This is a genomic window from Sphingobium wenxiniae (genome assembly GCF_007830065.1).
Taxonomy (GTDB): domain Bacteria; phylum Pseudomonadota; class Alphaproteobacteria; order Sphingomonadales; family Sphingomonadaceae; genus Sphingobium; species Sphingobium wenxiniae.
The window spans coordinates 1-25,051 of record NZ_VLKK01000029.1; the positions used below are offsets into that span (position 1 = coordinate 1).

Annotated in this window: 26 protein-coding genes and 1 pseudogene; 13 read left to right on the forward strand and 14 right to left on the reverse strand. The window is 61.6% G+C overall.

What is annotated here, in order from left to right:
- The 5 genes and pseudogenes from IQ35_RS19025 to IQ35_RS19040 form a co-directional block, all read right to left on the reverse strand.
- The coding region (locus IQ35_RS19025) for a terminase large subunit domain-containing protein (RefSeq protein WP_242003402.1) at nucleotides 1–698 on the reverse strand (698 nt) is incomplete at its 3' end.
- On the reverse strand, nucleotides 698–1,135 hold the full coding sequence (locus IQ35_RS21950) for an HNH endonuclease signature motif containing protein (RefSeq protein WP_145075746.1): 438 nt from the start codon (nucleotides 1,133–1,135) through the stop codon (nucleotides 698–700). The genes IQ35_RS19025 and IQ35_RS21950, both read right to left, overlap by 1 nt.
- Nucleotides 1,077–1,232, reverse strand: a complete 156-nt coding sequence (locus IQ35_RS21120) for a hypothetical protein (protein ID WP_158636711.1) — start codon at nucleotides 1,230–1,232, stop codon at nucleotides 1,077–1,079. Before IQ35_RS21120 ends, IQ35_RS21950 begins: the two co-directional genes overlap by 59 nt.
- On the reverse strand, nucleotides 1,232–3,349 hold the full coding sequence (locus tag IQ35_RS19035) for an AAA family ATPase (RefSeq protein WP_145075749.1): 2,118 nt from the start codon (nucleotides 3,347–3,349) through the stop codon (nucleotides 1,232–1,234). The genes IQ35_RS21120 and IQ35_RS19035 overlap by 1 nt, the downstream gene beginning before the upstream one ends.
- Before the next feature lie 214 nt (nucleotides 3,350–3,563).
- A pseudogene (locus IQ35_RS19040) lies at nucleotides 3,564–4,178 on the reverse strand (glycosyltransferase); the annotation flags it as partial.
- 304 nt (nucleotides 4,179–4,482) lie between these two features.
- On the opposite strand from IQ35_RS19040, the gene IQ35_RS19045 reads away from it, so the two are divergent.
- Nucleotides 4,483–4,662, forward strand: a complete 180-nt coding sequence (locus tag IQ35_RS19045) for a hypothetical protein (protein ID WP_145075772.1) — start codon at nucleotides 4,483–4,485, stop codon at nucleotides 4,660–4,662.
- A gap of 26 nt (nucleotides 4,663–4,688) precedes the next feature.
- On the opposite strand, the gene IQ35_RS19050 is transcribed toward IQ35_RS19045, so the two are convergent.
- The gene (locus IQ35_RS19050) at nucleotides 4,689–5,087 is read right to left on the reverse strand and encodes a low affinity iron permease family protein (RefSeq protein ID WP_145075753.1); all 399 of its coding nucleotides are present in this window, start codon (nucleotides 5,085–5,087) and stop codon (nucleotides 4,689–4,691) included.
- 232 nt (nucleotides 5,088–5,319) lie between these two features.
- Between IQ35_RS19050 and IQ35_RS21810 the strand changes: the two genes are divergently transcribed.
- The 4 genes from IQ35_RS21810 to IQ35_RS19070 all read left to right on the forward strand — a co-directional run bounded on the left by IQ35_RS21810 (nucleotide 5,320) and on the right by IQ35_RS19070 (nucleotide 8,596).
- Nucleotides 5,320–5,493, forward strand: a complete 174-nt coding sequence (locus IQ35_RS21810; protein WP_311768323.1) for a hypothetical protein — start codon at nucleotides 5,320–5,322, stop codon at nucleotides 5,491–5,493.
- Nucleotides 5,494–5,609: 116 nt separating this feature from the next.
- The gene (gene sucC, locus IQ35_RS19060) at nucleotides 5,610–6,809 is read left to right on the forward strand and encodes an ADP-forming succinate--CoA ligase subunit beta (RefSeq protein ID WP_145075756.1); all 1,200 of its coding nucleotides are present in this window, start codon (nucleotides 5,610–5,612) and stop codon (nucleotides 6,807–6,809) included.
- Between the two features lie 111 nt (nucleotides 6,810–6,920).
- Nucleotides 6,921–7,670: an electron transfer flavoprotein subunit beta/FixA family protein gene (locus tag IQ35_RS19065; RefSeq protein WP_021247174.1), complete on the forward strand. Its 750-nt coding sequence runs from the start codon at nucleotides 6,921–6,923 to the stop codon at nucleotides 7,668–7,670.
- Nucleotides 7,667–8,596 (forward strand): electron transfer flavoprotein subunit alpha/FixB family protein, encoded by a 930-nt coding sequence (locus tag IQ35_RS19070; RefSeq protein WP_021247173.1) that lies wholly within the window; start codon nucleotides 7,667–7,669, stop codon nucleotides 8,594–8,596. The genes IQ35_RS19065 and IQ35_RS19070 overlap by 4 nt, the downstream gene beginning before the upstream one ends.
- Nucleotides 8,597–8,879: 283 nt before the next feature.
- On the opposite strand, the gene IQ35_RS19075 is transcribed toward IQ35_RS19070, so the two are convergent.
- The 3 genes from IQ35_RS19075 to uvrA form a co-directional block, all read right to left on the reverse strand.
- The gene (locus IQ35_RS19075) at nucleotides 8,880–9,260 is read right to left on the reverse strand and encodes a glycine zipper 2TM domain-containing protein (RefSeq protein ID WP_021247172.1); all 381 of its coding nucleotides are present in this window, start codon (nucleotides 9,258–9,260) and stop codon (nucleotides 8,880–8,882) included.
- Nucleotides 9,261–9,328: 68 nt separating this feature from the next.
- Nucleotides 9,329–9,535, reverse strand: a complete 207-nt coding sequence (locus tag IQ35_RS19080) for a hypothetical protein (protein WP_145075778.1) — start codon at nucleotides 9,533–9,535, stop codon at nucleotides 9,329–9,331.
- Nucleotides 9,536–9,747: 212 nt separating this feature from the next.
- Nucleotides 9,748–12,687, reverse strand: coding sequence for an excinuclease ABC subunit UvrA (gene uvrA, locus IQ35_RS19085; protein WP_021247170.1), 2,940 nt, complete (start codon nucleotides 12,685–12,687; stop codon nucleotides 9,748–9,750).
- Nucleotides 12,688–12,824: 137 nt separating this feature from the next.
- Here uvrA and IQ35_RS19090 point away from each other — a divergent pair, with 137 nt between their 5' ends.
- Together IQ35_RS19090 and IQ35_RS19095 are read left to right on the forward strand one after the other, a co-directional pair.
- Complete coding sequence (locus IQ35_RS19090) at nucleotides 12,825–13,397, forward strand: septal ring lytic transglycosylase RlpA family protein (protein WP_040603277.1); 573 nt, start codon at nucleotides 12,825–12,827, stop codon at nucleotides 13,395–13,397.
- A gap of 694 nt (nucleotides 13,398–14,091) precedes the next feature.
- Nucleotides 14,092–14,436 (forward strand): UrcA family protein, encoded by a 345-nt coding sequence (locus IQ35_RS19095; RefSeq protein ID WP_021247168.1) that lies wholly within the window; start codon nucleotides 14,092–14,094, stop codon nucleotides 14,434–14,436.
- A 163-nt stretch (nucleotides 14,437–14,599) separates the two neighbouring features.
- Here the strand turns inward: IQ35_RS19095 and IQ35_RS19100 are convergent, their stop codons facing one another.
- On the reverse strand, nucleotides 14,600–15,346 hold the full coding sequence (locus IQ35_RS19100; RefSeq protein WP_021247166.1) for a LytR/AlgR family response regulator transcription factor: 747 nt from the start codon (nucleotides 15,344–15,346) through the stop codon (nucleotides 14,600–14,602).
- 5 nt (nucleotides 15,347–15,351) lie between these two features.
- Nucleotides 15,352–16,461 (reverse strand): sensor histidine kinase, encoded by a 1,110-nt coding sequence (locus IQ35_RS19105; RefSeq protein ID WP_145075760.1) that lies wholly within the window; start codon nucleotides 16,459–16,461, stop codon nucleotides 15,352–15,354.
- A 146-nt stretch (nucleotides 16,462–16,607) separates the two neighbouring features.
- Here IQ35_RS19105 and IQ35_RS19110 point away from each other — a divergent pair, with 146 nt between their 5' ends.
- From IQ35_RS19110 to IQ35_RS19120, 3 genes are all read left to right on the forward strand, one after another.
- On the forward strand, nucleotides 16,608–16,823 hold the full coding sequence (locus IQ35_RS19110) for a hypothetical protein (protein ID WP_021247163.1): 216 nt from the start codon (nucleotides 16,608–16,610) through the stop codon (nucleotides 16,821–16,823).
- Between the two features lie 92 nt (nucleotides 16,824–16,915).
- Nucleotides 16,916–17,167: a hypothetical protein gene (locus tag IQ35_RS19115; RefSeq protein ID WP_021247162.1), complete on the forward strand. Its 252-nt coding sequence runs from the start codon at nucleotides 16,916–16,918 to the stop codon at nucleotides 17,165–17,167.
- A gap of 183 nt (nucleotides 17,168–17,350) precedes the next feature.
- A complete protein-coding gene (locus tag IQ35_RS19120; protein ID WP_031292378.1) occupies nucleotides 17,351–17,899 on the forward strand; it encodes a hypothetical protein in 549 nt (182 codons plus the stop codon).
- A gap of 269 nt (nucleotides 17,900–18,168) precedes the next feature.
- On the opposite strand, the gene IQ35_RS19125 is transcribed toward IQ35_RS19120, so the two are convergent.
- The 3 genes from IQ35_RS19125 to IQ35_RS19135 are packed head-to-tail and all read right to left on the reverse strand — an operon-like array spanning nucleotide 18,169 to nucleotide 19,497.
- The gene (locus IQ35_RS19125; RefSeq protein WP_199739993.1) at nucleotides 18,169–18,888 is read right to left on the reverse strand and encodes a hypothetical protein; all 720 of its coding nucleotides are present in this window, start codon (nucleotides 18,886–18,888) and stop codon (nucleotides 18,169–18,171) included.
- 16 nt (nucleotides 18,889–18,904) lie between these two features.
- Nucleotides 18,905–19,243, reverse strand: coding sequence for a type II toxin-antitoxin system PemK/MazF family toxin (locus IQ35_RS19130; protein ID WP_021247159.1), 339 nt, complete (start codon nucleotides 19,241–19,243; stop codon nucleotides 18,905–18,907).
- Nucleotides 19,237–19,497: an AbrB/MazE/SpoVT family DNA-binding domain-containing protein gene (locus IQ35_RS19135; RefSeq protein ID WP_199739994.1), complete on the reverse strand. Its 261-nt coding sequence runs from the start codon at nucleotides 19,495–19,497 to the stop codon at nucleotides 19,237–19,239. Before IQ35_RS19135 ends, IQ35_RS19130 begins: the two co-directional genes overlap by 7 nt.
- A 984-nt stretch (nucleotides 19,498–20,481) precedes the next feature.
- Here IQ35_RS19135 and cas9 point away from each other — a divergent pair.
- Genes cas9 through cas2 form a run of 3 tightly spaced genes read left to right on the forward strand, consistent with a single transcriptional unit; the run spans nucleotide 20,482 to nucleotide 25,003 of the window.
- A complete protein-coding gene (gene cas9, locus IQ35_RS19140) occupies nucleotides 20,482–23,694 on the forward strand; it encodes a type II CRISPR RNA-guided endonuclease Cas9 (RefSeq protein ID WP_145075763.1) in 3,213 nt (1,070 codons plus the stop codon).
- Between the two features lie 49 nt (nucleotides 23,695–23,743).
- Complete coding sequence (cas1, locus tag IQ35_RS19145; protein ID WP_145075766.1) at nucleotides 23,744–24,670, forward strand: type II CRISPR-associated endonuclease Cas1; 927 nt, start codon at nucleotides 23,744–23,746, stop codon at nucleotides 24,668–24,670.
- 27 nt (nucleotides 24,671–24,697) lie between these two features.
- Nucleotides 24,698–25,003 carry a CRISPR-associated endonuclease Cas2 gene (gene cas2 / locus IQ35_RS19150; protein ID WP_021247154.1) on the forward strand — a complete coding sequence of 102 codons (306 nt, stop codon included), beginning with the start codon at nucleotides 24,698–24,700 and terminating at the stop codon, nucleotides 25,001–25,003.
- Nucleotides 25,004–25,051: the final 48 nt, after the last annotated feature.

Consider the following 25,051-nt stretch of genomic DNA (forward strand, 5'->3'; position numbering starts at 1 on the left):
TCCGCGTCCAGCATCTCAGACCAGAAATGCAGATCGTCCGCCGCCTGCGTGCTGATCGTGACGCCCAGGGCATGTTTGCGCTTCGCCATGCCCGTCCGCAGATTATCCCATAGTTCACGGGATCGCCATTGCGCCACCTCGTCCGCCACCCAGAAGGACGGGGCCAAGCCGTGGGCCTTGCGCGCGTCCGAAGTCAGCGCCCGCCAGATCGAGCCGCTTTCGTGGTCGGTGATTTCCTTGAACTGGTCGCGGATATTCACACGCGCAGCCATCCATGGGGTTTCGTAAATATAGGCGCAGACCATGCGATACAGGACCGCAGCCTGTTCGCGGTCGAGTGCGGCGGCATAGCACTCGCCATAGGGTTCCAGCATCGGCCCCATGAGGTGAGCCAGCGACAGACCGGCCAGCAGACCAGATTTGCCGTTGCCACGCGCCACAGACAGCGCAGCAAGACGCACCAGACGCTTGCCCTGATCGTCGCAGGGTTCATATATCCCGCGCACGAATTGCTCCTGAAACGCCAGCAATTCCATCTTCTCGCCAGCCTTGAGGCCCGACACGATGGGCAGGGTCCGCAGGAAGGCCAGCACCTTCTCCGCAGCCGGCATCCCCTCCTGTTCCCATGGGTGAGCAGCCGACACGGCCCGCGCAGCGACGGCTTTCAGGCGACCAGCGCCCGGACCCCTTGCACCCATTATAGGTTTCCTTTTGAAACTAACTGATTGTGAAGGTTCCACGGCGGTCCTGATCCGTCAGCCCTGAGCGATTTTTCGTGCCATGGGTGGTCGGGGTCGAGCGGCGTGCCGTCCGGGTTGCATCCCTTCCTCGGCCTGGTCGAGCGCACCGCGCCCGCCTCCGTGCCCCTCGCAGTCTTGGCGGAGTGACAGGCAGGGCAGTAGGATGCTAGACCATCATGGCCGGGAAAAGCAGGCCCGCCCTCGCTAATGGGATGGATATGGTCCACCGTGTTGGCGGGGGCGAGTTCTCCCCTCTCCATGCACCCGCGACACTCAGGCTCGATAGCGAGGTGAGCGAGGCGCAGCCGCTGCCAACGCGCGGTGTTGTAGGGCCAGTTAGCCATGATGATTATCCAGTTCCTTGGCGAGCCGCTGCAACGCGCGCTCGATCTCATTGCGGTTGAGGAAGAAGCGTTCCGGGTCGCGCCAGTCAGGGGACAGCCGGGACAGGTCGCGGGCCAACTGGCGAGCGGTGCGGGCAGGGGCGGTCATCAATGCGCCCTCCCGTCATCATCCCAGCCGATGATGTTGCCATCGGTGTCTAGGCCATCATCAGCCGCGAAGACGACGCGGGACAGGTCCGGTCCTTCTTCTTCTTCGCGGGAGGGCGCGGCGGACCCCTGGGCCGCGCCCATATTATTTATAATATAGGTGTGTGCTGACCCCATGTTGTGCGGTCGTTGTGCGGTGTTGTGCACCTGTGTTGTGCTGCCGTTGTGCGGGGCGTTGTGCGAGTTGTGCGAAGCCTCGTCCGCCTCCACGATGATGGTCTTTTCCCGCTTGGCTTTGCGGTCCATCACCGTCTCGGATTTGATCTTTCCTGTCTGGTAGAGCCGGTCCATCGCCCGCTTGAGCTTCGCCCTTCCGAAGCCCTTGGCTTGTGGCATCCCCTCGAATTGCGACGGCGCATAGTTCGGCCCAGATGACGGTCCTACTTCGCGGCCATCCCCTTGAGCCATGCGAGCGCGCAGACACGCAAGGAAAGCCTCATTCTCCGCGTTCGCCAGGATCGTCTCAGCAATCTCTGCTCGCTGATCCTGCGGCAATTCATCTTCCAGAATGAAGGCCCACTTGTGCCAGCGGAAGGTCAGCCGTTCGCCATTGCGCGCATAGTTCGCCTTGCCCCGCAGCAGCACGCGCGCGTCGGGATCGGGAGCATTGCCCAGATCATCTTTCGGCACCTCCATGAACAGGCGTGAGCGCACCTGATTTTCCCATGCGGTCGAGCCGGAAAAGTCCTGCCCCGCCTTGTTCGGGTGGCCAAGGAAAAGCACGCTGCCGTCGATTTCCAGCGCCAGGCCGTTTAGCAGGGACACGAAGGCCGCCACCTGATTGCGGATATTCTCATTGCCCGCGAACAGGTGCGCCACGTTGTCGAGTGCCAGAAAGCCCGCGCCGGTCGTCTTCGCGGTGTCGAGCAGGACGCGGTAGGCATCGCCCACGATCATCTTGCCCTCTGGCGTGAACGTCACCAGTTCATTGGCGGCAACGCCTGCCAGGCTGACAAGGTGCAGCTTGCCCGACAGTGCAGATAGAGGAACGCCCATGGCGTCACAGATCGCCTTTTGGCGGCGATGCAGTTCATCGGCATCGTCTTCGCACGTCACGTAGATGGCGACAGCCCGCCGCGTTTCCACGCCCATGAAAGGCAATCCCATGGCTATCGCGGTGCAAAGCTGTTGGGTGAGCAGGGATTTGCCCGCGCTGCCGGGGCCGGTCAGATAGGTTGCCTGCCGATGCGGAATATAATCGTTCCAAGCCCATTCGCGTGAAGGCGTTTCCTGCCCATGCCATGCGGCGGGATCAAGCAGAGGGAGCAGCTTGGCTGGCGTATTGATTGCATTGTCCACCAGTGCTTGCAGATCGACTGCCGTGCCGCTCCAGTCGATAATATCGCCCTTGGGAGGGAGGCCGGGAAGATTAATGATGCGAACCGTTCCACCGGCCGCTTCTATGTCCTTGCCCGCCCGATCGGCAAAGCCACGTCCCTCATCGTCATTGTCGGGCAGGATGATTACGGTGCAGCCCTCCAGCGCCTCGGCATAATCCTTACGCCAGCCCTTGCAGCCGAACGCCACCGCCGTTGCCGTGAGGCCCCATGACGCCAGCTTGTCGGCTTTGCGCTCCCCCTCGACCAGATAGACAGTTGGAAAGGGCATATCGGTCAGGACAGATTTGCCGATCGCCGCCTTAATCTCCGGCCAGCGGTAAAGCACGCGCTGCACTTCGCTCATGCCGTTGATCCAGCCGCCCCGCCCGTCAGGACGTTGCGCCCGGAACTGCTTGCGCTTGCCAACCTGTTCGATGCGGACCGTGCGATAGAGCACTGCGCCATCAGCATCGACATATTCGTAATGCCCCGTCTCGCGAGGACCATTGCAATTATCATTGGCGCGCTGGCGTTCGGGCAACAGGCCGTTGCGACGGCATTCGTCCTTGATCTCGCGCCAGTCTGCACCATTGAAGCTGTTGAACACAACATCGCCGTTCGCGCCGTCCTTCACCGAAACGCCGCGATCCTGTTTGCTATGACCGGGGGCGGGGAAGGTGCCGTAGCTGCCATGCCAGTCACCGCCATAATGACGGGTGATTTCCTGCGCGGCGCTCATTGCACCGCCTCCCGGCTTGCGGTATCTCCCGTTTGCCTATCCGCCGCTATGGAAAGGTATCCCGCCCTCGCATCGCCTGCCAGCGAAGCGGGGGCTTTTTCGTGGCCAAAGGAATCGCGGCGGTTTTCCCTTAGGCCGCAAGTCTTTGATATGAATAGGGCCGGTTTTCCCTGCCCATCGTTCCGAAACGCCGCCGTTGCTGGGTTTCGCCATTGTGATTGGCGACCGCGCGGGCCAGCCATCCGCCTTTGCCTGGCAGAGGCAGAACCGGCAGTTGAACGAGGTCAAAGCGATCCATCATGAAGTCGAACAGCCGGATTTCATCGCGATGGACGACATCTTCGGCATCATGGAGCAGCACGGCCTTGAACCTGAAGCCGCCTTTGCGCTCCTCAGCCTCCATCGCGCGCCACAGGAGGTTGAGGCAATCGGCTTTCGTGGTTGGGCCAGGCCGGGAATTGATCGCCAGCATCACCCGCGGTTCACGGGCCGCGATGCTGCTCACCACATCGATCGTCGTCAGGTCGTTCGGATAGGCGCCCACGAAAATCCTGTAGTCGGCATCCTGCCAGCGGCGGAGCGCGTTTCCGATCATCGGCCCGATCACCCGCCCCTCGTCCCATGCCGGCACGAAAACGGCGATAGGGCCTGGCGCCGCAGAGCGAGGCAATGTGGCTGTCGTCATGCGCGGGTGGCGCAAATAGATGGTGAGATTGCGCCAAAGGCGGCGGCAGAGGAACAGGATGTCTATGAGCAGATCGTCGATACCGCCCATCAGAAGCCCCGCCACCGCAAATAGCAGGATTTCACGATGAGCGATCGCCAGCATGGCGACCAGCGCTTCCCCCAAAATGTCGACCCCCTTGTTTTTATGGGACGGGGTGATGCCATGGAGGAATGTATTTTCCAAGCGTTTCCAGCATCATGCCTGCAAAATTGCGTAAGTTTCTTAGCAGGCGCGCTCGGGGATGCGCAGCCCATTGCGACCAGTGACGGGATGGACATGCGCGGCGGGCCGCCTCCCCGATGGGGCGGATGGATTTGTTGGACGGAAACAAGAAGAGTAAAAGGACGTGGCGGTTGCATAAACCGCTTGGCCAATGCGCATAACCGATGATGCCGAGGAGAGGCCGATGAACATGGAGGTGGATGTCAACTATCTGCTGCATCGTCAGCAGGTTTCCCTGATCCGCGCGGAAAAGAGTCGGTCGGCGGCCGGAAGGGCGGCCTATGAAGATCTCGCGCGGAGCTATGGCGAACGCGTGGCTGCGTATCGCGAGGAAAATTTCCGGACCGGCCCCGTCGCCCATTGAGGATGGTTGCCCGTTAAGGGTGGCGGTCAGCGCCGCGCAATCAATCTTTCAAAGGCGATGCGGTGCGCTTCGTCCCCCCCGCATTCCCTTTCCAGCATGATCTTTATCCGTTCAAGTTCCGCTTCGGTCAGATGCTCTATTCCGATAAAGTCGTTGCGCGCCGTTTCCATCGCGCGGATGAGTTCGTCGAGTTTGGCCTGTATCGCGGAGCCGTCCCGATTCTGGGCATTTTGTATCAGGAAGACCATGACAAAGGTGACGATGGTGGTGCCTGTATTGATGACCAGTTGCCACGTATCGGAATAATGGAAAAGGGGGCCGGTAAGAACCCAAAGCAGGACTATGGTGATAGAGAGCATGAAGGCCAGCGGCTGTCCCGACCAGCGTGCAACACGATGTGAAAAGGTTGCGAAAATCCGATCCATTCTGTTTTCTCCACTGACCTTCCCGGCCTGCTTAGGTTTCGTTCGGCACCATGTCGCTATTAATTCCGGCATGAAGTGCTCTAGCCTTTCGATCTTGTCCCGCATTTCCTTCGCCCTTGCGGTCCCCGCGCTGCTCTCGTCCTGTGCGACCGCTTCGCCTGAGTCGCGCCTGCGGAACCGTTTGATGGAAGCGGGGCTGCCGCCTCGCATGGCGGCCTGCATGTCCGGCAGGATGGTGGACAAGCTGACCCTGGCGCAACTTCGCAAGCTTCAATCCCTTGCCTCGCTCCGCCGGGCGGAGATGGCAGACATCACGCTCGACGTCTTTCTCCACAATATCCGGGCCTTGGAAGATTCCGATATTTTCGTCGTCACCAGCAAGGCGGCGATTTCCTGCTCTCTTTAGGAGATTCTCGCTTTGCAATTTTGCAAAGTGATTTTGCAAAATCATCTGGCTTGGCGCCGGCACCTATGCTTTAGCCGCTCGCGACAGGTTTACTGCGAAAAGGACGGGCCGGACACATGAACATCCACGAATATCAGGCCAAGGAACTGCTGGCGAAATATGGCGCGCCGATTGCTGCGGGCCATGCGGCCTTTACCGTTGAAGAGGCTGTCGAGGCCGCCAGAAAGCTGCCTGGGCCGCTTTATGTCGTAAAGTCGCAGATTCACGCGGGCGGCCGCGGCAAGGGCAAGTTCAAGGAGCTTGGTCCCGATGCAAAGGGCGGCGTCCGTCTTGCCAAGACGCTGGAAGAAGTGAAGGCGCACGCCACCGACATGCTGGGCAACACGCTCGTCACTGTGCAGACGGGCGAAGCGGGCAAGCAGGTCAACCGCCTCTACGTCACTGACGGCGCCGATATCGCGAAGGAATTCTATCTCGCCCTGCTGGTGGATCGCGCCACCGGGCGGGTCGCGTTTGTCGTGTCCACCGAAGGCGGCATGGATATCGAGGAAGTCGCGCATTCGACCCCTGAGAAGATCCACACCTTCGCCGTCGATCCGGCCACCGGCTTCATGCCGCATCACGGCCGCGCCGTCGCCGCCGCGCTGGAACTGACCGGCGATCAGGCGAAGCAGGCCGCAAAGGTCGCCTCGTCGCTCTATGCCGCGTTCCTCGACACGGACGCCTCGCAGATCGAGATCAACCCGCTGGCCGTGACCGAGCAGGGCAATCTGCTGGTGCTCGACGCCAAGGTCGGCTTCGACAGCAACGCGATGTTCCGGCGCAAGGATATCGCGGAATTGCGCGACCTGACGGAGGAAGACCCGGCCGAAGTCGAAGCTTCGGAATATGACCTCGCCTATATCAAGCTGGACGGCAACATCGGCTGCATGGTGAACGGTGCGGGCCTGGCCATGGCGACGATGGACATCATCAAGCTGAACGGTGAATTCCCCGCCAACTTCCTGGACGTCGGCGGCGGCGCTTCCAAGGAGAAGGTGACGGCGGCCTTCAAGATCATCCTGAAGGACCCGGCGGTGAAGGGCATTCTCGTCAACATCTTCGGCGGCATCATGCGCTGCGACATCATCGCGGAAGGCATCGTCGCGGCCGCCAAGGATGTGAACCTGTCGGTCCCGCTGGTCGTCCGCCTGGAAGGCACGAACGTCCAGCAGGGCAAGGACATATTGGCGCAGTCGGGCCTGGCCATCGTCCCCGCGGACGATCTGGGCGACGCGGCCAAGAAGATCGTGGCGGAAGTGAGGAAGGCAGCCTGATCCACTCGGCCACTTGAACGAACGCCGTGGGGCGCGGGGGGTCTGGAAACGGATCGTCCGCGTCCTTGTCCGCATTTCCGGGCCATGGCATGACAATGGAAGGATGTTAAGATGAAGATCCTTGTGCCCGTGAAGCGGGTGATTGACTATAATGTGAAGCCGCGCGTGAAGGCGGATGGTACGGGTGTCGATCTTGCGAACGTCAAGATGAGCATGAACCCGTTCGACGAGATCGCGGTCGAGGAAGCGATCCGCCTGAAGGAGAAGGGCGTCGCGACCGAGGTGGTCGCGGTGTCGATCGGCGTCGCCAAGGCGCAGGAGACGTTGCGGACGGCGCTGGCGATGGGTGCAGACCGGGCGATCCTGATCGAGGCGGAAGGCGATGTGGAGCCGCTGGGCGTGGCGAAGCTGCTGGCCAAGGTGCAGGAAGAGGAAGGCGCTGGCCTGATCATCCTGGGCAAGCAGGCGATCGACGACGACAGCAACCAGACCGGGCAGATGCTCGCCGCGCTGCTGAACCTGCCGCAGGGCACCTTCGCCAGCAAGGTCGAGGTCGAAGGCGACAAGGTCAGCGTGACCCGCGAGGTCGATGGCGGGCTTGAGACGGTGAAGCTCAGCGTTCCCGCGATCATCACCACCGACCTGCGCCTCAATGAACCGCGCTATGCCTCGCTCCCCAACATCATGAAGGCGAAGTCCAAGCCGCTCGCGACCAAGACGCCGGCGGATTATGGCGTGGACATCTCGCCGCGTCTGGAGACGCTCACCGTCGCCGAGCCGCCCAAGCGGTCGGCGGGAATCAAGGTTGCCGATGTCGATGAACTGGTGACGAAACTGAAGGCTCTGGGAGTTGCCGCATGAAGACGCTTGTATGGGTTGAGCATGAAGGCGGCGCCGTCAAGGACGCAACCCTTTCCGCCGTCACCGCCGCCGCCAAGCTGGGCGAGGTGCATCTGCTGGTCGCCGGGCAGGGCGTGGACGGCGTCGCCGCCGAAGCCGCCAAGATCGCGGGCGTGGGCAAGGTCCATGTCGCCGATGACGCGGCCTTCGGCCATGCCTTGCCTGAGAATGTCGCCCCGCTGGTCGTCGAACTGATGGGCAGCCACGACGCCTTCGTCGCGCCGGCGACCTCCAACGGCAAGAACATCGCGCCGCGCGTCGCGGCTCTGCTCGACGTGATGCAGATCAGCGACATCCTCTCGGTCGAAGGCGAGGATACGTTCACGCGGCCGATCTATGCGGGCAACGCCATCGCGACGGTCAAGTCCAGGGACGCCAAGAAGGTCATCACCGTGCGCGGCACGGCGTTCGAGAAGGCGGACCGGACAAGCGGCAGCGGCACCGTGGAAGCGGTGTCCTCGACCGGGGACAAGGGCCTTTCCAGCTTCGTGGGCGCGGAAATCGCCAAGTCGGAGCGTCCCGAACTGACCAGCGCCAAGATCATCGTATCGGGCGGCCGTGCGCTCAAGGACGGCGCGACGTTCGAGGAAGTGATCTTCCCGCTGGCGGACAAGCTGGGCGCGGCGGTGGGCGCAAGCCGGGCCGCGGTGGATGCGGGCTATGTACCCAACGACTATCAGGTCGGCCAGACCGGCAAGATCGTGGCCCCCGAAGTCTATGTTGCGGTCGGCATCTCCGGCGCGATCCAGCATCTAGCCGGCATGAAGGACAGCAAGACTATCATCGCCATCAACAAGGATGAGGATGCGCCCATCTTCCAGGTCGCTGACTTCGGCCTCGTCGGCGACCTCTTCAAGATCGTCCCCGAACTGACCAGCAAGCTCTGAGCCGGTTCCGATGGATAAGAAAAAGGCGCGGTCCGGTGGGCCGCGCCTTTTTCCTTTTGGGACTGCCTAGCTTGTAGATCTGCGCTGAACGGCGGGGTGGAAGGACGCCGCTTTCCTCCGTCATGCCAGCGAAAGCTGGCATCTCTCTTTTTCATAGGCATGAGATCCCTGCTTTCGCTGGGATGACGGATTTTGGAGCGTCCGCTCCTCACTGCAAACGACCATCGCAAGATCGGGCGCAAGATCGGAACCTGCAAGCTGTCCTTTCCTTTTTCCTTTCAGCCTATTCGCAACTGATGTCGTTGCGGTCTATGGCGCGGCCCGCCAATGCGCCGCCTGCACCGCCCAGGATGGTGCCCAGCGTCTTGGAGCCGCCCGGCGCGATCACATTGCCCAGCACACCGCCAGCAAGGGCGCCGACGATAGTGCCGGTCGTGCCGTCGTCACGCTTGCAATAATAGCGACCGTCGCGGTCGCGGTAGATCGCGTCGTTGTCACCGAGCTGGCGGCGGTGGCGGGGGCCGTCACGTCGGTCGCCGCCGCGATGGGGGCGATCATAGCCGCCGGGCCGGTCATAACCGTAGCGGCCGCCATAGCCGTCCGAGGCGCAAGCGCCCAACGGCAACATGGCGATCAGGGCGACGGCAAGAACAGGGGTGCGCATATATGTTCCTCCTTATGTGCCCTTTTCAAACCCTTGGGAACGAGGAAGGTTGCGTTGCCCGCAAAGCGTCAGGACACGGTAGGACTGACAGGCGCCGCAGTGGTCGCTGGGACCGTGCTCGACGTCGGCTCGTCCGCGCGCTGGGTTGCGATGTCGGCTTTCGCCTGGTTGTAGCGAGCGGTGAGGTCGTTCTTGAATTCGGTCAGCTTGCCTTGGTCATACAGCTTCTTGCCGACGTAACCGGCGATGGCGCCGAAGATGAGGGTGCGGATCATGGGGAACTCCTTGATGCGTTGAACGGGATCGAGCCGGACAACGGGCGGCCGCCTCTCCGGTTCCGGATCGGGCAAGGCCGCGCGGCGAGCGGAGGAGGAGAAACGGCGGATCGCCTTCATGCGGCGCGGGAAAAGAAAGGCAGATCACACCTTGCGCGGGATAACGAACGGGATTGATATTGCTGGCGGGGGCGAAGTCCGGCCCTGCTTGCCTACTCGGCCGCCACGGCTTCCATCCCCAGCAATGGCGCAAGATAGCGCCCGGTAAAGCTCCGTGGTTTCCCTGCGGCACTTTCGGTCGCCATCTTGGCGACCTTTTCCGGCGTGCCTTCGGCGACGACTTCGCCGCCCTTCACGCCGCCTTCCGGTCCCATGTCGATGATCCAGTCGGCGGTCTTGATGACGTCGAGATTATGTTCGATCACGACCACGCTGTTGCCTTGGTCGACAAGAGCGTGGAGGACTTCGAGCAGTTTACGGACGTCCTCGAAATGTAGGCCGGTGGTGGGTTCGTCCAATATGTAGAGCGTGTTGCCGGTGGCGCGGCGGGAAAGTTCCTTGGCCAGCTTGACGCGCTGGGCTTCGCCGCCGGACAGGGTGGTGGCCTGCTGGCCGACCTTGACATAGCCCAGCCCCACTTCGGCCAGCATCGCCATCTTGTCGCGGATCGGGGGCACGGCCTTGAAAAATTCGACGGCGTCCTCGACCGTCATGTCGAGCACGTCGGCGATGGACTTGCCCTTGAACTTCACCTCTAGCGTCTCGCGATTGTAGCGCGCGCCGTGGCAGACATCGCAGGTGACATAGACGTCGGGGAGGAAGTGCATTTCGATCTTGAGCACGCCGTCGCCCTGACAGGCTTCGCAGCGGCCGCCCTTGACGTTGAAGCTGAAACGGCCGGGCTTGTAGCCGCGCGCCTGTGCTTCGGGAAGGCCCGCGAACCAGTCGCGGATGTTGGTGAAAGCCCCTGTATAGGTCGCGGGGTTGGAACGCGGCGTGCGGCCGATGGGCGACTGATCGATGTCGATCACCTTGTCGCAATGTTCCAGGCCCGTCACCTTGTCATGCGCGCCCGCGACGATGCGCGCGCCGTTGAGGGCGCGGGCGGAGGCGGCGTAGAGGGTGTCGATGGTGAAGCTGGACTTGCCGGAGCCGGAAACACCGGTGATGCAGGTGAAGGTGCCGAGCGGGATCGACGCCGTGACGCCGCGCAGGTTGTTGGCGCGGGCATTGTGGACGGTGAGCTTCTTGCCCGTGCCCTTGCGGCGCTTGACGGGCACTTCGATGCGGCGGGTGCCGTTGAGGTAATCGGCCGTGAGGCTGTCGCGATGGGCGAGGAGTTGGTTGAGGTCGCCCTGCGCCACGATCCGGCCGCCATGGACGCCCGCGCCCGGTCCCATGTCGACGATATAATCGGCGGCGCGGATCGCATCCTCATCATGCTCCACGACGATGACGGTGTTGCCGAGGTCACGCAGGCGTTTGAGGGTGATGAGCAGGCGGTCATTGTCGCGTTGGTGGAGGCCGATGGAGGGTTCGTCGAGGACGTAGAGGACGCCCGACAAACCGCTGCCGATCTGCGAGGCGAGGCGGATGCGCTGAGATTCGCCGCCTGAGAGGGTGCCGCTGGTGCGGTCGAGGTTCAGATAGTCGAGGCCGACATTGTTGAGGAAGCCGAGACGCTCGACGATTTCCTTGAGGATGGCGCGGGCGATCTGGTTCTGCTGGTCGGTGAGCTTGTCGGGGAGGGTGGAGAAGAAGGCGAGCGCGTCGACCACGCTGCGGCGGGTGGACATGGAAATGTCCTCACCGGCGATCTTGACCGCGAGAGCTTCGGGCTTGAGGCGCGCGCCGTCGCATGTCTCGCAGGGCATGGCGGTCTGATATTTGCTCAGTTCCTCGCGCATCCAGGCGGATTCGGTCTGGAGCAGACGGCGGTTGAGATTGCCGATCACGCCTTCGAAGGGCTTGCGGACTTCGTAGCTTTTCTTGCCGTCGACGAAGCGCAGGGTGACGGGCTTGCCGCCGGTGCCGTGGAGAATGATGAGCTTCGCCTCGCCGGGGAGGTCTTGCCACGGCGTTTCGAGGGAGAAGCCGAACTCCTTCGCCAAGGAGCCAAGCACCTGCATATAATAGGGGCTGGGCGGATTGGACTTCGCCCAGGGGACGACCGCGCCTTTTTTGAGGGAGAGCGCTTCGTTGGGAACGACCAGTTCGGGGTCGAACTCCTGCCGCTCGCCCAGGCCGTCGCAGGCGGGACACGCGCCCTGCGGGGCGTTGAAGGAGAAGAGGCGGGGTTCGATTTCGGGAATGGTGAAGCCGCTGACGGGGCAGGCGAATTTTTCGGAGAAGACGATGCGGTTCGCGGGGATGCCGCTGTTCTTCATCTTGCCGGAGGATTGCGCTTCGTCCTCGCGCCCGGGGACAGTGCCGTCCGCGAGGTCCACATAGGCAAGGCCGTCCGCCAGTTTCAGCGCGGTTTCGAAGCTGTCGGCGAGGCGCGTCGACATGTCCGATGCAACGGCGAGGCGGTCGACCACGACTTCGATGTCATGCTTGTATTTCTTGTCGAGGGCGGGGGCTTCCTCAATCGGGTAGAGTTCGCCGTCGATGCGGACGCGGGTGAAGCCTGCCTTCTGCCACTCCGCCAGTTCCTTGCGATATTCGCCCTTGCGGCCGCGCACGACGGGGGCGAGCAGGTAGAAGCGGGTGCCTTCGGGCAATTGCATCACACGGTCGACCATCTGGCTGACGGTCTGCGCGGCGATAGGGAGGCCGGTGGCGGGCGAATATGGGATGCCGACGCGCGCCCAGAGCAGGCGCATATAGTCGTAGATTTCCGTGACCGTGGCGACCGTGGAGCGCGGGTTGCGGCTGGTCGTCTTCTGCTCGATGGAGATCGCGGGGGAAAGCCCCTCGATATGCTCGACATCGGGCTTTTGCATCATCTCCAGGAACTGGCGGGCATAGGCGGAGAGCGACTCCACATAGCGGCGCTGCCCTTCGGCATAGATGGTGTCGAAGGCGAGGGAAGACTTGCCCGAACCCGACAGGCCGGTGATGACCACCAGCGCGTCGCGGGGCAGGTCGACATCCACGCCCTTGAGGTTGTGCTCGCGCGCGCCGCGCACGGAAATATGCGTGAGACTCATGAGGTCTGCTTGTTCCATATTTGTTCTAATTGGGCAAGTGCGCGTTTCGCATCTCGCCGCCCAAGATAGGATCGGCGCGACGAAAGGAAAGGGCGCAGGGTTCCATCGCGCCGCGCGCCGCATTAGGATCAGGCCCCATGAGCGGTGGAATGGCGAAAGGGATGCGCGGCGGCGTGCTGGCTGCGACGGTGCTGCTGGCGGCCTGCGGAGGGGGCGTGCGATACAGGCCGGTGAGCGACGTGCCGGTGAAGATCGGCAAGCCCTATAGCGTGCGGGGCGTGACCTATGTGCCCGCGGCCGATCCAACCTATGACTATCTGGGCTATGCGAGCTGGTATGGCAGCGAATCGGGCAATCAAACCGCCAATGGGGAGCGCTTCCGGCCCAAGGCTGTGACGGGCGCGCATACGACCCTGCCGCTGCCCAGCTATGTCGAGGTGACGTCGCTGGAGAGCGGGCGCACGATTTTGGTGCGGATAAACGATCGCGGGCCTTTTGCCAGAAATGGCAGGATAATTGACCTATCAAAGGGTGCGGCGGCGCAATTGGGGGTCCAGGCCGCCGGCGTGGCGCCGGTCAGGGTGCGGGTGGTCAATCCCCCGGAAAAAGATCGAAAAAGGCTGAGGGACGGCCGCGCTGCGCCGGAGCGGTCACGGGTTCCGGGTCAGGTCTTGGCGAAGCTGCGGGCGCAGTTGGCTGCTGGTGAATAGGTCAGCACGACTATCCTTTTTCCCGAATTGAGACATAAAGGCGATTGACGTTACGGAAGCGTAGCATTATCAGTCCTGCCGCCGGATGTCGTTGATGGCTGTTCATGAGCGGTTCGTCGATCAGGACGCCGCCGGACGGGTATTGGGGACGGATTGTCGAATGGCGCGGCGTGGTTTGGTGCTTCTCGACTATCATTGGCATTGATCGTGGGGTTTCCCACATCTGACGAGACGGCAACCGGGACCGCCTGCCGTCTTGCAGACAAGAGTTTCGATGAATCCAGGAGTGCCCGACAGCATCCCGGATACGCCCCCGGCCTTCCCTTGCGCCGGGGGCGTTTTTCGTGGTCTTGGGAGACGTCCGCGTTCCGCTTCTCTGTTATCTCGCAATTTCCGCCAGAATCGTTTCGATCTCATCTTTCCCATACGGAAATGTCGCTTATCGGGGCGGACATGTCGTTCGTCATGTCTTTTGTCCGTGCGCATGGGCGCTTTGTCGACGGATGTGCCGTTGGACGATGAGGCGGGCCATCCATCGAAGGGGACGGGCATCGCTCCCGACGTCGCCGTAAAAGGGAGGGGCAACGGCGGCGAGGCTTCCCCCTTGGTCCCAGCCTCCGTTTTTGATGCCGGCACCGTCACTCACCCCCTTGGGCGGCGATCCGGGAAAACCAGCAGTTGAGGAGACTTTGCCATGTTCGCCCCCTTGAAGACCCTTTCCATCGCCGCTTTCGCCGCCGCATCGCTGATCGCGAGCAGCGCCGGCGCGGAAACTTTCGTATCCAACGGCCGTACTTTCAAAGTCCGTTTCAACGATCTGGACCTGTCGCAGAGGGCCGATCAGAAGGAATTGCAGAGCCGCATCGACCGGGCGGCCAGCCGGGTGTGCAGCAGCAGCAATCTGGCCGAAGCCAGCCGTTGCCGCGCCGCCGCGCTCACCCATGTGAAAGCGCCGGTCGCCGCCGCCATCGCGCGGGCGGAAAGCAGGGAACGCTATGCCGAGGCAGGCAAGGATGCGCGTCCCGCCCTTGTCAACTGAGTGCACGTCGCGCCGCGGAGAAGGGCCCGGTGAATGCCGGGCCTTTTCACGTGCGGCGTCTTAGAGGATGATCCGATGAGATTGAATCGGATCATGCTCTATATTGTCTTTGTTTTCCGCATTTTCCGAGTCGTCGGCTGATCCCGCCCGACTTGAAGATGCGCTAGCGTCCCGTCATCGTCCGCGCATTGGCGAGATAGGTGCGGCCGATGCGGATTTCGCCACCGCCGGCCAGGCAGGCGAACCAGACGCCGCTGCCGTCGTGGCGCAGGCGGGCGATATGATCCCGCCGGACGATGTGCGACCGATGGAGCCGGACGAAATGCTGCGGGTCGAGCCGTTCTTCCAGCGAGCTGATGGTCTGGTGCAGCAGATAGCTGTGCGGCCCGACATGCAGGCGCATATAGTCGCGTTCCGCCTCGATCCGGTCGATCTGTCCGGCGGCGATGCGGATCAGTTCGGAACGGTGCGGCACCCAGAATTCCTCCGCCCATTCCGGTTCCCGCTCGGCGGGGGACAGGGGGCTGGCCAGCGCCCGGCCTTGCAACGCCAGTTCGACGCGGTCGATGGCGCGGGCGAGCCGTTCATGCGCCACGGGTTTCAGCAGATAATCGACGGCGGCGAGGTCGAACGCCTCGACCGCGAATCCTTCGAAAGCCGTCACGAAGATCACCGCGGGCCGCAGCCCCATGCGGCCGACCGCCCGCGCCACGCCGATGCCGTCGAGCAGGGGCATGGCGATGTCCAGCATCACCAGATCGGGTTCCAGCCCCTCTATCATGCGCAGCGCCGCCTCGCCGTCATTGGCGGTGCCCGCGAGCGCGATGCGCGGCTCGCGGGCGCAGAGCATCTGGAGGCGTTCGACGGCCAGCGGCTCGTCGTCGACGATCATCGTGCGGATGCTTGTCATGCGTGTCAGCAGCCTCGTCGGATCAGCGGAAGGACAAGTTCGACGGCGAAGCCGCCCTCTGGGCGCGGACCATAGACGATGCGGCCCTGATCGCCAAAACGCGCCGCCAGCCGGTCCCGCACATTGGCGAGGCCGATGCCGTTCCCGCCGTCCGACGCGGCGGGCGGCTTGTCGCCATTGTCCGTGACGGTGATGTGGAGCATGCCGCCTTCCTCCCGCGCGGCGATGGCGATCGTCACGGGCGCTGCGGTGCGCGATACGCCATATTTGATCGCATTTTCCACCAGCGGCTGAAGGATGAGGCCGGGGACGCAGGCGTCGAGCAGGCTTTCGGGGATGTCTATGCGCGTGCTGAGGCGGTCCGGGAAGCGGACGCCCTCAATATCCAGATAAAGCTTCTGGAGATGCACTTCCTCCTCCAGCGGCACGTCCTCCAGCGGATCGCCGGTCAGGCTGGTGCGATAGAAGTTCGAGAGGGAAAGGATCATCAGTTCGGCTTCGTCGCGCCGGTCCTTCATGACGAGGGACGAGAGCGAATTGAGCGTGTTGAACAGGAAATGCGGATTCACCTGATACCGCAGCGATCGCAGCTCCGCCTGTTGCGCGGCGCGTTCGAGGCGGGCGGCGCGGCGTTCGACGCGATGCGCTTCGCTGGCATAGGAGAGGGCGAGGTAAAGCCCTGCCCAGGCGGCGAGGAAGAAATAGCGGCTGATCGCGTCTTCGGCGATCGACATCAGCGCATAGCCGGGCCTTGCATATTTTTCCGGGTCGGCATCCGTCAGCATCCCCGCCGGGTCGTAGACGTTGAAGATGTAGAAATTGGCCGCCGCCATCGCCAGCGCGAAGGGCGCCGCGAGCGAGAAGGCCGCGACGATGCGGACGCTGAGCGGTTTATGGTCGAAGCGGCGCAGCGCCAGATAGAGAACCCAGGTGGCGATGACGCCGATCACCGTCACCACCATGCGGCGGACGGCCAGTTCATCCTGTGCCGCGAATCCCATGACGGCGGCGCGCAGCGTCACGAGAATGGCGTAGAAGAACCAGAAGCCGAGGATGGAATACAGCGCCATGGCGGGCGGCACGCCGCGTTCGCCGTCTTCGGGAAGAAATGTCATGCATCCTTCTCTACGCCGAAGCGGCGGAAATGTCCCGCTTTGGCCGCGTGGCTGGTCGAAACAGGCTGGCCGTTGGTCGAAGCATCGGCGGAACCGCTCCGGCAGGTCGCCCGTTTATGCAGGGAATGCGCCATGAGGAGAAGGCCATGTCCGACAAGACCGATATCCGACCCCACAGCCGTGAGGAGGCGGGCGACAAACGGCCCACCGACAAGCAGGACCATGCCGTTTCGACGGAAGAGAAGCTGGAGGAGGGCCTCAAGGATTCGATGGACGCGTCCGACCCGCCGGCCGTCACCATGCCGGGCGACGATGGGGAACCCAAACCTTCGTCGGGTTTCAAGGAGGAGCGTGACCGATAGCTCCCCGGCCGCAAACATGCTAACAATGAGCGGGCGGCGGCTTTCAAGGCGAAAAGGGACCATCGGGCCGCCGCTTTGAAGGAGAGCCATTCATGCCCACTTCCGCCACGCCCGCGATTGAACGTATCGCCCGCGTTCTTGCCGGACGCCACCTCAGCCTGAACGGTCAGGGGGACGATCCGCACGCGGCGGAGGCTGTCGACGCGACGTGGCATCGGCATGTGGATGACGCCTATGCCATCCTGCATACGCTGCGCGAACCCGATGCCCAGATGGCAAAGGCCGGAGACGTGGCGGTGTGGCGCAGCATGATCGGCGCGGTGCTGGAACGCCGGGCGGAATAACCCCCCTTGCGGACATGGGCGCGCGATCCCCATGCCTCCGTCCGTCTCATCCCTGAAAAATGATGTTGCGCCGCAAAAAGAAATCTGATTCCTTGTGAATGTCGGTGGAACAGGCGCTTAAGCCTTCAGTAACCATAGAGCGCGCATGTTCTGCATGACGACTTGAAGTCGGAGGGCAAGAGCATGGGCACGAGTGCAAGACCTGCGGACGGCGCCGTCACATTGGCGGAATTGCGGGAGTTCGCGAGCTTTACCAGCGCGACGCAACGCTACATCAGGCGATCCCTGGATATCGGGCTGCACCGCCGCGATGCGATGAAGCTGTGGTCCCGCGACATGGTGGAGGAAGCCTCCATCCGCGCGCAGGCCCGCATTTACGGCCGGCTGGACGAGATCAAGGCGCGGGTGCCTGACGACAGCGGCCTGGATCAGGTGGAACCGTTCATGGCGCCGCTGGTGATCGTGTCGGCTTTCGACCTGGGGCAGGACCGGCTGGGGAGTTTTTCGGCCTATCGCTTCCTGTATGAGCGGCTGCTGGGGGCAGGGGCGCGGCCCTGGCTGCCAGGCGCTTTCTGCGCGGCGGCGAGCCTGCCGCATCTGCATCCCGACAAGCGGCGCGCGCTGCTCCAGTCGATCAGCGAGGCGGCGGCGACGGCGATCGGATGGTCCAATCGCGAGCCGACCTTCTATCCCGAATGGGTCGACAAGGTGGATATGAGCAAGGCGAACTGAAGATTCGACGATCCGCTTCGGGGGAAGCGGATCGATCGACCGCTATCCTCACCCGACGAGCAGCCCGAAAGGGCATAACTACGCGATTTCGATAAGCTGAATTGGTCGGCCTTCGTGTCGTCCTATAGAACTTTGTGCGAGGCGTCAGATGGCAATTTCCGGGTTCGCCTTGAGGAAATCCGGCGCGATGATTGGGGATGGCTGCGTGCGGCGTGACGGTATCTCGGCAAAGGTTCAAAGCTGGCTTCGGCTATGCCCTTGCCGGATAGCTATCGCTTCTCGGTGCTTTCCGCTCGTAGCACAGCTAGGGTGGCATCTTCAGTCTCATAAGGAAGCCGCTCGCGTGGAATGGGTCCAGGCGCTGTCCAGTCGGTCTCGCCCTGATCTCGAAACCGCGCGATTGCGGTCTCGACAACCTCGTGATCGATCTCTTCGGCATTCACAACGATGTAGAGGCCGATCCCGTAACGGTATTCCCGGTCGGTTCGGAAGCTTTCATGCACCGGCGGCGGTTCATCGTGGATGATATCGGCCTCCACCTGCTCCTTGTATTCCTCGAAAGTCAGTCCGCCAAAAGCTTCGTAAATTCGTCTTTCACGCGGTTTGAGACGATACATTGTCAGGCGGCGATGGCCGACAGGTTCGAATTCCAGCTTGAATTCAGCCGCCTGCTCCTCCTCGCTCATCAGTGCCGTGGCGCGATCCCAGGCAAGAGTTTCCACCTTGTCCCAAAAATGTCTTCGAGCGGTGATGATTTCCGCGTTCCAGATCGTGCGTCCGTCCATGCCCAGGAACAGGAAATCGAACCACTGATTGAACAGCACGGGCCGCCCCGGCTCATCAAGGATTTGATGGCTGGTGAACTGGCCTCCAAAGGTCGGCGTATCGGCCAGTACCCTGCCGCGCAGGCGGATGAACGCATCCCGGCGGCGGCGTGGCGAAAGCTCGCAATAGGGGGTGTATTTTCGTGTACTGCGGCGGCGGCTCATGGAAAGACCTCTGTCTTCAGTCGGCGAACAGGGCGCGAAGCACACCCAGCGCGGCTTGCAGCGTCAGGCGATCGAGCTGGCCGATCTTCTTCACCAAGCGGTTGCTATCGACACTTCGAATCTGTTCGAGCAGCATCAAGCCGTCCTTGCCACCCACCTGAGTCGCGATCCTGAACGGCGCGGGCCTGCTACCGCTGGTGAGCGGCGCTACCAGAAACACGCGCAGATGATCGTTGATCTCGGGTGGAGACACGATCACGCAAGGGCGCGTTTTCTGAATTTCGCTGCCTACCGTGGGATCGAGCGCGACAAGCCAGATTTCACCCCGCGTTGGTCGCTTGTTGGTCTTCACCATTCAAGCGTCGCGTCGTCGGTATTGGCGAAATAGGGCCATGCAGTTCCATCGTCCCCGGCTTCGGCCAGTTCCTTCGCGGCCTCCGCCCATCCGGCACGGGGATGCGGTTTCAGGGCGGACAAAACGACCCGGCCGTTCTCAAGATCGAGGTCGAGCATGTCGCCTGCCTGAACCTGCAGGTGAGCCAGCACCGGCTTGGGCAGGAGAATACCCGCCGAATTTCCCATACGTCTGATCGCCGCTTGCATCGTCATCACTCCATATCAGGCAAGCAATATAGTGGATCGAACGGAATGTTACAACAATGTTATTACATAATGTGCTGATCGGCGGCCTGGATGAGATCCAATCGCGTAGCAGGGTGCGGCTTAAAGTTTAGGCGGTGTCATTGAAACGCATAAATTTCCCTCATTTTGTGCCGGGCGATGGCTTCCTAGACGCTGCGTAAGCATCGTTCCGTACCCCCGCATGATGTCTGTGGCCTGGTGCTCTACGACGGCACCGATGTCGTGCCGTTTGGCGACCGGCTGGCTGCGGCGCCTCATCGCTCTGGAATTGAGCTTATTTTTGGGTTGACAAAATTGGGGGGCTTCTTGCCTGTCGGCTTTTGCATTTCTTTGGGTAATAGCTGACATTTCAGGGCGGACTGCGAGAGTGATGTTTCTGGTGACTCGCGAAGGCCGCGCATCGCAGCGGCACCATCTTGTTCAATTCCTGAGGGATGGCCTGGCGGGAGTTTGTACTGGTTTTCGGCGGCCAAGGCAGAAAAATGGGGGCCGCAGCCCCCACCTTATTTGGTGCAATCAAGTTGCTTGTTAACAACCGGACCGCGATTTCTGAATGGTTTTAGCATTTCAGAAATCGCGGTCGGCGTCAAGCAATTCAGAAATCGAAGGTCCGATTGCAACCGCATCACGCTTCCCGATTTCGAAAACCTCGAAATTGTGATTCGATCTGCGATGTTCGGGGATGGTTGTGGACGCCACCCCCTGATGCTACTCAACGCATTAACTCCGGCAAGAGCTAGCCAGCGGCGAGTGGTTTGAACCCCACACGGCGCTGGCAGTGTCTTCACACTACAGAAAGGAATGCGCTTGGTGGCTGGCTCCGTCAAGAGGTAGAAAATCGGGAAGCGTGATGACTACAGATTATTTTTGACCTTTGCTTGGGTAGAGGTTAATATGGCCCCATGGACGGGCGCGCGCTGAGCCCTGCACCGCCTTGGACGGGGGTATGTGATGGCAACCAGACTCGGCCTGGACATCGGCACCAACAGCATAGGATGGTGCCTCTATGACGGCGACAGCATCCGCGATATTGGCGTGCGCATCTTTTCGGACGGGCGGGAGCCGTCGAAGCTCACCGTCTCCGGGTCCGGCACGCCGCTGGCGGTCAAACGGCGGGATGCGCGCGGCGCGCGGCGGCGGCGGGACCGCTATATCGGGCGGCGTTCCGCCATGTTGCGGGAATTGCGCAAGCATGGGCTGCTGCCCGCCGATCCTAAACAGGCCAAGGCGCTGGAAACGCAAGACCCCTATGCCTTGCGCGTTCGCGCGCTCGACGAGAAACTGGAGCCTCACCAGATCGGGCGGGCGCTCTTCCATCTCAACCAGCGGCGCGGGTTCAAGTCCAACCGCAAGGCGGAGCGCGCATCGAAGGCGGGCGAAGACGGCAAGATCGCCACGGCCACCAAGCTGCTCGATGAGGAAATGCAACGGCTGGGCGCGCGGACCCTGGGCGAGTTTCTGGTCAAGCGCGACAGTGAATTTGACGGCGAGGCAGGCAAGCGCGTCAGAATGCGCGCCGACAGCAAGGCCTATGACTTCTATCCGGACCGCCGCCATGTGCTGGACGAATTTCGCGCCATCTGGAACGCGCAGAAAGTCTGGCACCCGGAATTGCTGACAGAGCAGGCGTGGAACGACATTTTCCGCGTGATCGAATACCAGCGCGAGTTGAAACCGCAGGTCGTCGGCCATTGCACCTTCGCGGGAATCAATGGCGTGCCGGCGGACGAGAAGCGCCTGCCCAAGGCGCATCCGCTGTTTCAGCAGCGCCGCCTGTATGAGGAGGTCAACCAACTCAAAGTAGTTGCTCCAGGCGAAGCCGGGCGTCCGCTGACACGCGACGAGCGCGATGCCCTGATCCTGAAGTTGCAGGACAAAAAGTCAGTCTCTTTCGAAACGCTGGGCAAGACGCTGAAGCTCAAGGACGGCGAGCGTTTCAACAAGGAAAGCGAAAACCGCAAGGCGCTGGACGGTGACGAGGTGCGCGCCGCGCTTTCCGGAAAAAAGCTGTTCGGCACGCGCTGGTTCCATTTCAGCGCCGAGGAGCAATGGATGATCATCGAACGGTTGCTCGAAGAGGAGGATAGCGAAACCCTGCTGACCTGGCTGAAAATCGGATATCGGCTGGACGACGAAGCTGCGCTGGCTGTCGCCAACGCGAAACTGCCCGAAGGGCATGGGCGCTTCGGCTTGTCGGCTACAACGGCGCTGCTCAAAGAATTGAAGGCCGATGTCTGCACCTATGCCGAAGCCGCGAAACGGGCCGGATTTCATCACAGCGATTTCCGGACAGGTGAAGTTTTCGATCAACTCCCCTACTATGGAGAAATTCTTGCCCGCGAGATTGCACCGGGCAAGCCGGAATATGGCGACGAGAACGAACGCCGGTTCGGCAAGATCACCAACCCCACCGTTCATATCGGACTGAACCAGCTGACCAAGCTGGTGAACGCGATCATCCGCCTTCACGGAAAGCCCGATTATATTTTCGTCGAACTGGCACGCGAACTGAAACTCAACGAAAAAGAAAAGATCGCCTACAACCGGCAGCTCAAGGAGAACACCGATGCCGCGCGCGACCGCGGCGCAAAGCTGGGCACGATGGGCGTCCGCGACACCGGGCGCAACCGGCTGATCCTGCGACTGTGGACAGAGTTAAACCCTGGTGACGCGCTGAATCGCCGCTGTCCCTTCTGCGGCGAGCAGATCAGCCAACGCATGATCCAGAACGGCGAGGTGGAGATAGAGCATATCATCCCCTACTCCCAATGCTTCGACGACGGCATCGGCAATAAGGTGCTCAGTCATGTTCGCTGCAATCGGCAGAAAGGTGATCAGACCCCTTGGGAGCGTTGGGGCCATGATCCCGACAGATGGTCCATCATCCAGGAGCAGGTTGCGCACCTTCACCGCTCGAAGCAATGGCGCTTCGGTCCGGATGCACGGGACCGCTATGCGGCGGAGGAAGATAGCTTCCTGCCCCGGCAACTGATCGACACCCAATATCTCACCCGCATTGCCGCGAAATATCTGGCCTGCCTCTATCCCGAACGGGGCGAGCGGCATGTATTCGCCGTCCATGGCGGGATGACCGCGATGCTGCGGCGTCTATGGGATCTGAACTCCATCCTGCCCGATCATAACTGGGTGGAAAATTTGAACAGCAATGCGCCCAAGAACCGCCTCGATCATCGTCATCATGCGATCGACGCCGCCGTGGTCGGCATCATGACGCCGGGCCTGATCGCGGAAATTGCGAAGGCGGCTGCGCGCGCCGAAAAGCAGAATCTCGACCGGCTGTTTGAAGAGTTGCCTATGCCGTGGGCGCAGCATCCGAACGACCGCCGTTTCCGCGACGAACTGCGCGAGAAGATTCTGGCCGCGACCGTGAGTCACAAGGCGGATCACGGTCGCCAAGGCAAGCCCGAACGGGGGCGGGACATTACCGCAGGCAAATTGCACAACGACACGGCTTATGGCTTCACCGGCCTGACCAGCGATACGGGCTTGCCTGTCGTCGTCCACCGTGTTCCGCTTACCAGCCTGACGCCCAAGGACATCGCCGATCCGGATCGCATTCCCGATACCACTCTGCGCGATTCATTATGGCAGGCAACGCGCGATCTTTCCGGCAAGGAGTTCGAGAAGGCCTTGCTCGACTTTTCCCGCACCCATGCGCAGTTCAAGGGCATTCGCAGGGTGAGGGTTCGGGAGGGACTCACGCTCATTCCGATCAGGAACCATGCTGGCAAACCCTACAAGGGCTATCTGGGCGATTCCAATGCACGCTACAATGTCTGGCAGATGCCAGATGGCCGATGGGTCCATCAGGTCATCTCGACATTTGATCTTCACCAGCCGGGTTTTATCGAACAGCGCCCTCACCCGGCAGCGAAGAAGGTGCTGAGCCTCAGACAAAACGATCTGATCGCGATTGAACGTGATGGTGCGCTTCGCCAGATCATGAGGGTGCAAAAATACGGACAGAATGGCCAGATTTTCCTGATCGAGCACAATGAAGCGGGAAATATGGCCGAGCGTAATAAAAATACAGATGACCCATTCAAATTCTATGGGCCGGGGGCATCGGCGCTCAGGAACATGAAAGCACGTCAGGTTCGTATCGACGAACTTGGCCGTATCTTTGATCCAGGCCCACGTTAACTATCCATTATCCATAGTATGGCAGCCTTCCCGCGCGAAAGGCTGCTCTATGGACCGAATTGTCGATATTGCCACCGATGGCTTGCACTTGTCCGCTTATCGCGGATTTCTGATCGTCAAGCTCGACGGCCAGGAGCAGGGACGCATAGCACTTGATGACATATGCGCGGTCATCGTCCACGCGCATGGCGTCACCTGGACGACCAGCCTGGCGGTCGAACTGGCACGGCGTGGCGCGATCATCGTGTTGTGCGCCGCCAATCACGCTCCCGTTGCCCTGATTTCGCCAATCGACGGCCATCATGCGCAAGCGGCCAAGATGCGCGCGCAATGGGATGCTCCCCGTCCGTTGATGAAACAGCTTTGGCGGCAGATTGTTGTCGCCAAGATCGAGATGCAGGCGTCTCTGCTGTTCGCGCGTGGTAGGCCCGAGGGCAATGCTCTGGCAATGATGGCCAGGCGCGTCCGTTCGGGAGATGCCGGCAATCTGGAAGCCCAGGCGGCACGGCGATACTGGCCAGCCCTCATGGGGACGGATTTTCGTCGGGATCAGGACGCCGATGGAGCTAACGCGCTGCTCAATTACGGCTATACGATTATGCGATCCTGCGTAGCCCGGTCCATCGTCGCCGCCGGCCTGCACCCGACGATCGGCCTGCACCACCATAACCGGCTGAATGGTTTCGCGCTCGCAGATGATCTTGTCGAGCCGTTCCGGCCGTTGGTGGATAATCTCGTCCAGCGGATGGCGGACGAGGGTGTGGACTCGGTTACGTCCGAAGCCAAGCTGCGCCTCGCGCGTCTGATCGGGCATGATGTGAGGATCGGCGGGAACATATCGCCTGTTTCCGTAGCAAGCCAGCGCATGGCCCAATCCCTTGCCCGTAGTTTCGAGGACAGGAAGCAGGTCTTGACGCTGTTCGAACCGCCTGACGCATTGTCCTGGGCCAGCTTTGGCCAAGCAGCGGCGCACTGATCCATGATCTTGAGCGGATACCGACTTATGTGGATTTTCGTGATGTTCGACCTACCGGTGGACACCAAGGAACATGCCCGCGAGGCGACAAAATTCCGCGAGTTCCTATTGGATGAAGGCTTTGAAATGAGCCAGTTTTCAATCTATGCTCGATTCTGCAATGGCAAGGAACACTACGAAACCTACTTGCGCCGGATCGAGGCGAATCTACCCGAGCGGGGAGAGGTTCACATCCTCACATTCACGGACAAACAATATGAAAACATCGTCCGATTCTCGAGTCAGCGCCGCCGGGGGCAGCGAAAAAATCCGGAGCAACTTGCTTTGTTCTAAGGGTGAGGCCGTTTTTTGGTATGCTGGACGGGCACTTTTCCGGTTCTC